This window comes from Anabaenopsis tanganyikae CS-531 (genome assembly GCF_029891675.1).
GTDB classification, from domain to species: domain Bacteria; phylum Cyanobacteriota; class Cyanobacteriia; order Cyanobacteriales; family Nostocaceae; genus Anabaenopsis; species Anabaenopsis arnoldii.
Genome location: NZ_JANQDF010000095.1, coordinates 1 through 5056, shown reverse-complemented (window position 1 = coordinate 5056; position 5056 = coordinate 1). Strand labels below are relative to the sequence as shown.

Sequence of the window (5056 nt, the reverse complement as noted above, 5' to 3'; positions counted from 1 at the left end):
GGGAACAGGGAACAGGGAACAGAGATTAAGAAGGAATATTCAGGCATTTTCTTCAATAACCAACATTATTTCCCTTATACGGTAAGCTTTTTCGGATTTTATCAAAACAATTTAGCATATTAGGTACTGAAGAACCAGAATTCTTACAACAAGTAGGAGAAATATCATGAGTAACTTAAACATACAAATACCCGAATTCTTATATAAGCAAATTGAAACCTTAGCAGCCAAAGAAAATATGCCTTTAGAACAAATGGTAGCCATTGCACTATCAGCACAAGTTTCTGCATGGATGACCAAAGACTATGTAGAAGAAAAAGCCAAACGCGGTAGTTGGGATAAATTCCAGGAAGTTTTAGCTAAAGTCCCTGACATAGAACCAGAAGACTACGACAAACTATAATACCCAATTCCCAATACCCAATTCCCAATTCCCAATCCCCAATTCCCACAAGTGTTGAATGTTAAGAAAGAGGTGATAAAAATAGCCCAAAATATGGTAAATTTTGGGCTAAGGATTAAAATAAATTAATTGATAATGATTATAAATTCATTTCCCAAGATTGTCAAAGACATCCTCAGACCGTTGCCAAAAAATGATTATCCAGTTTTGAACAGCCGTCTTTATGTTGAGTGTTGGTTGGCTTATGTCTTGGATAATAGCTTAACAAGTATGCGGGACTTATTTAAAAGATTAAATAATACGGGAATTGACGTAAGTATTTCAACATTTTTCTCTGACATCAGTTTCATCCCCTAACTTTGGTGCCTCAGCATAGCGTCTGAGAAATTCATCATTCCACCAATAAATAAGAGGCTTTTCTTTGATAAGATTAAAGCGATCGCTCCAAAATTCAAACCGTCCAACCTGTGCCAAAGAAGTAACGCTCTTTCGTGATGTTCCCCCTACTTCTGCTGGACGCAAGTCCAGTAAAAGCAAGGAACGTCAGTAATGCACCGAATCCCGCGCCTAAAGGCGTGGGGAGTGTCAAAAAGAAACTCGAATTAACTGATACCTTTGTCTAGTGCCTAAAATATCGTAAGTACCGGGTTGCAAGTCCATTTTTTCAAGGTCTTGCTGTGAGGCGATCACCAGGATTGAAGGCGGTTTTTCTGGCTGAGAAGTTCGATTTTGAATATACTCTACTGCATCTTTTGGCTGATAAATATAATTTACCGGTTTTTGGGTGTAAAATACTACGCTTGGTTTTTTGAAGCCCACCATCACTAATTCCTCATCTGATAGAGGGATATGTTTCTGTGCCACCACAAGGGCAGATAAGTCCCTCAAAGGTTGCTGACGCTGTTGATCCATCAAGAATAAGGCTGGCATTAAGACAATGATCAAGGTGGCTGTAAAAATCAGTAAATTTGCGCTAATAATACTGTGCCAACGGCGACCGATAATTAAAGCGCCAATCAGGAGCGCCCCCAAAAACCAAATTATTCCCCCTAGTGTTGGTAAACCTGCCTTTTGAATCAGTAGGAGGAAGCCGGGCGCAACTGAATTATGATCCATTAAATGAGTAATCTGAAATAGTGCCACTGCCAATACTGTGGCTAAAATCACATTAGTCCAAGCACTGATTTTGAGAACAGAAGAGGCGCTGGGGATATCTGACTTGTTTTCGGGGAGAAAATCACTCCATAATAATGCTATTAAAATAGCTACGGCGGGCATTAAAGGCAATACATAACTGGGAAGTTTAGTGACAGCAATATTAAAAAACCCAAAGATAGCAATAAACCAGATACAGGCAAATAAACCCAATTGTTGAGAGCGTTCTTGGCAATTCCTCCAGTGCGATCGCTGCCAAAATCTGGTTCTAGCCATTGCTGCGGGTAAATACACTGAGTAGGGCGCAAATCCGAGTAATACTACTAAGAAGTAGAAATACCAAGGAGCGGAGTGACCATTAACTACCTCTGTAAAACGTTCTACATTGTGATAGCCAAAAAAGGAATTGATGTAATCCCAACCATTACGCCAGCTGACCAAGAGATACCAGGGGGCTGATAAACCGAAAATAATTAGCATCCCCGTGAAGATACGCATTTCTTTTAAGACTTTGCGGGTGTTGCCAACATAGATAATAAATGCGCCGATAATGAGTATGGGTAAAACAATTCCTACGGGACCTTTACTCAAAATCGCCCCAGCAATTAAGACGTAACAAGCCAAATACCACGAGTTGGGGAATAGAGATAAAGGGAATTGTGCCTGTTGTTGTTGCTGACTAGCATACCCTAGAAAAAAACATAATAATGCTGATGCCATGCACCCAGTCAGCATCATATCTGAGACACCGGTTCTTCCCCAGACAATCATCTCAGGACTGAGTGCTAGCATGGCGGCTGCAAGCATTGCTGTGAAGTTGCGCCGAGTCGGCTGTGAAACCTGCTCTAATTGGTCTTTTTGGGATAAATACCAGTGTACAGTGTAAAAAGTTAAACTGATGACTCCTACGGCCGCCATGGCTGAAGGTAGCCGCACTGACCACTCATTTACCCCGATAATTATATAGGCGATCGCTTGACACCAGTAAATTAAAGCTGGTTTATCAAAACGAGTTTCGCCGTTAAAAATGGGGGTAATCCAATCACCTGTAACCAACATTTGACGGGAAGCTTCAGCAAACAGTGGCTCTGTTTCATCAATCAAGCCCACAGTACCCAAGTTCCACCCATAAGCCAGCCCAGCAATCAAAATTAGTATAGTCACAGCCAAAACTGGACTTTTGAGTATATTTTTGTACCAGTTGTTCACAGTATTCGGAATAGTCAGTTTTATCCTCATTATTTATTCGTCAATACTCAACAGTTAAAATAAGTACTTATATTTTGTTCTGGGTCAGACCCTGGGGAATAGGAAATTAACTGCCCTCAAGGAGTCAGTACTAATAACCATTCTCGATTTTCGGTGTTCCATTGCGGCCAAGAGGTTTCCCCAACTACATATGGTCCCCAGTAACGCCGAGAACCGTCTTGTGCAAAGGCAACTATAACATCTCCGTTTTCCAACTTGAGATTCCCATTAGGTAAGGACAGAATCAACCCCTGTTCACTACCTTCTTGGGGATCAAAATCCCAATGAGCTGGAACAACGGAGGTGGTCACCTGTGGCTGTCGCGCCAGTAAAGCCAGGCGCACAGGCTGATTTGTTTGATTGCTCATGCGTAAACTGCCTTGATGGTTGGTATTAGCAGTTGAGCCTTGATCATCTGCCAAGATGTAAGTATTGTTGAGTCCGATTTTATTGGCTTGGGTAGTTTCTGAACCGATGGTAGTAGAAGTGACTGTTTGATTTAGGACGGGTGGGACTGAAATTACATCCGGCTCTAGGATGTCAGAAGCAGGTAGATTCATATGGTCAGTTGACTCAAAGGACACACTGATTTCCCAGCATCCCACCATGAATCCCAGCAGACCCAGGGTACAAATTGTAATAGCAGCGTTACGATATGCTGTCAATTTCATGTTGATAATGGTTAGTAATAATATTTTGTTTAGACTTTACCAAATACTAGCCTATTCTCTGAGGCGGTAAAATGTAACTATTTGGCACCCACTACCCTGGTTATTAATGCAAAACACGCGTTTAACTAATTTATTCGATACCATTGCTGGCCGTTTGGGGCAATGGTTCTTAAATCCTTGGCGACGTTTATCCTTACTATTGATTAACTTCTTTTTTGGTTTTTTCCTGGGAACAGCAATTTCTACCATAGCAGGCCAAAGAGGTACGTTAGATATTGTCATGGCCAGTATTCTTGTGGTACTCACAGAGGTGACTAGCAGAATATTTTATAGTCGCAGGTTTTTGGCAAAACCTTCGCTCTTGGTAGAATCGCTTAACGTTCTCAAGGTCGGTTTTACATATAGTATGTTTGTCGAGTCCTTTAAACTGGGTTCCTAATTATGAATTTTTGGGAAGCTGAAGTAAATCCCACAAAAGCAAGTTTACTCAACTGTGTGCTACCAACTTTTCACCAATTCTGCCAAACCCACCTGAATCAGCCACCAGAAACAATGTTAGCCCTGTTGTGGGACTTATGGCTACCATTAAGTATGAAATTAGCTTCCCATCGCCAGGACTTGGGAAGACCCCTAATTCAGGGAGTGTTAGGGGGACAAGGTACCGGTAAAACCACAATGTGCCAGGTACTGTGTAAGCTTCTCCAGGAGTTGGGATATCGGACTGTGAGTTTATCGTTAGATGACTTGTATAAAACTTACGCCGATCGCCTAATTTTAACTCAGCAAGACCCCCGGTTGATTTGGCGCGGACCACCGGGAACCCATGATCTAGATTTAGGTTTAAAAGTCCTAGATCAAATTCGTCAGGGCGTAAGTCCGGTGATTATTCCCCGCTTTGATAAATCGGCATACAATGGTGCTGGCGATCGCACTACCCCAGAAATCGTGAAAGATATTGATATTGTTCTGTTTGAAGGTTGGTTTGTGGGGGTGCGGCCAATTAATCCAGATGTATTTAATCATGCACCGCCGCCCATTGTCACAGAGGAGGATAGGGTATTTGCTCGTGACATGAATCAGCGACTGAGTGATTATCTACCACTGTGGGAACGATTGGACAGTTTAATTATACTATATCCCACTGATTACCGTTATTCCCTGACCTGGCGACAACAAGCAGAACAACAAATGATCGCTACTGGCAAATCGGGGATTTCAGATGCACAGATTGAGGAATTTGTCAAATATTTTTGGCGATCGCTGCACCCGGAATTATTCATCAGGCCGTTGGTGGAATCGCCTACAGGGGTTGATTTAGTCATTACCATTAATTCTGATCACAGCGTGGGGGGAGTTTATCCCAAGTAGATGGAATAAAGGTACACTCTTCCTAGTTGAGTGGTGTTAATTGACTAAGAGGATGTTTGTCAAGTCATGATTAGTGTATCGAATATTATTTTACCCCACCCCCTTCCTTACAAGGGTAGGTTTTTAATATGATCTGTGAAGGCAAGACTACCGAAGACAAGGAAGGAAAGTGGACAAGGAAGATTTTATACGGACAATGGTCTTTTAATGG

General features: G+C 41.9%; 6 protein-coding genes and 1 pseudogene. 4 read left to right on the top strand and 3 right to left on the bottom strand.

The features are described from left to right. Nucleotides 1–166: 166 nt before the first annotated feature. Together NWP22_RS09920 and NWP22_RS09915 are read left to right on the top strand one after the other, a co-directional pair. Nucleotides 167–403: a hypothetical protein gene (locus NWP22_RS09920; protein ID WP_280801816.1), complete on the top strand. Its 237-nt coding sequence runs from the start codon at nt 167–169 to the stop codon at nt 401–403. A 135-nt stretch (nt 404–538) separates the two neighbouring features. Beyond that, nucleotides 539–733: pseudogene (locus NWP22_RS09915) on the top strand (IS4 family transposase); the annotation flags it as partial. On the opposite strand, the gene NWP22_RS09910 reads toward NWP22_RS09915, so the two are convergent. The 3 genes from NWP22_RS09910 to NWP22_RS09900 form a co-directional block, all read right to left on the bottom strand. Then, nucleotides 725–940, bottom strand: coding sequence for a hypothetical protein (locus NWP22_RS09910; RefSeq protein WP_271733997.1), 216 nt, complete (start codon nt 938–940; stop codon nt 725–727). The pseudogene NWP22_RS09915 and the gene NWP22_RS09910 overlap by 9 nt on opposite strands. A 48-nt stretch (nt 941–988) precedes the next feature. Beyond that, nucleotides 989–2797, bottom strand: a complete 1809-nt coding sequence (locus tag NWP22_RS09905) for an ArnT family glycosyltransferase (protein ID WP_271733985.1) — start codon at nt 2795–2797, stop codon at nt 989–991. Between the two features lie 86 nt (nt 2798–2883). Further along, nucleotides 2884–3477 (bottom strand): hypothetical protein, encoded by a 594-nt coding sequence (locus tag NWP22_RS09900; protein WP_271733986.1) that lies wholly within the window; start codon nt 3475–3477, stop codon nt 2884–2886. Between the two features lie 106 nt (nt 3478–3583). On the opposite strand from NWP22_RS09900, the gene NWP22_RS09895 reads away from it, so the two are divergent. After that, the gene (locus NWP22_RS09895) at nt 3584–3916 is read left to right on the top strand and encodes a DUF565 domain-containing protein (RefSeq protein ID WP_271733987.1); all 333 of its coding nucleotides are present in this window, start codon (nt 3584–3586) and stop codon (nt 3914–3916) included. Between the two features lie 2 nt (nt 3917–3918). Continuing rightward, nucleotides 3919–4845, top strand: a complete 927-nt coding sequence (locus NWP22_RS09890; RefSeq protein ID WP_271733988.1) for a glycerate kinase — start codon at nt 3919–3921, stop codon at nt 4843–4845. Nucleotides 4846–5056 lie beyond the last annotated feature (211 nt).

Coding starts and splice junctions, on each gene's coding strand:
- NWP22_RS09920 (WP_280801816.1), top strand. CDS start 167: ATGAGTAACTTAAACATACAAATACCCGAATTCTTATATAAGCAAATT.
- NWP22_RS09905 (WP_271733985.1), bottom strand. CDS start 2,797: ATGAGGATAAAACTGACTATTCCGAATACTGTGAACAACTGGTACAAA.
- NWP22_RS09900 (WP_271733986.1), bottom strand. CDS start 3,477: ATGAAATTGACAGCATATCGTAACGCTGCTATTACAATTTGTACCCTG.
- NWP22_RS09895 (WP_271733987.1), top strand. CDS start 3,584: ATGCAAAACACGCGTTTAACTAATTTATTCGATACCATTGCTGGCCGT.
- NWP22_RS09890 (WP_271733988.1), top strand. CDS start 3,919: ATGAATTTTTGGGAAGCTGAAGTAAATCCCACAAAAGCAAGTTTACTC.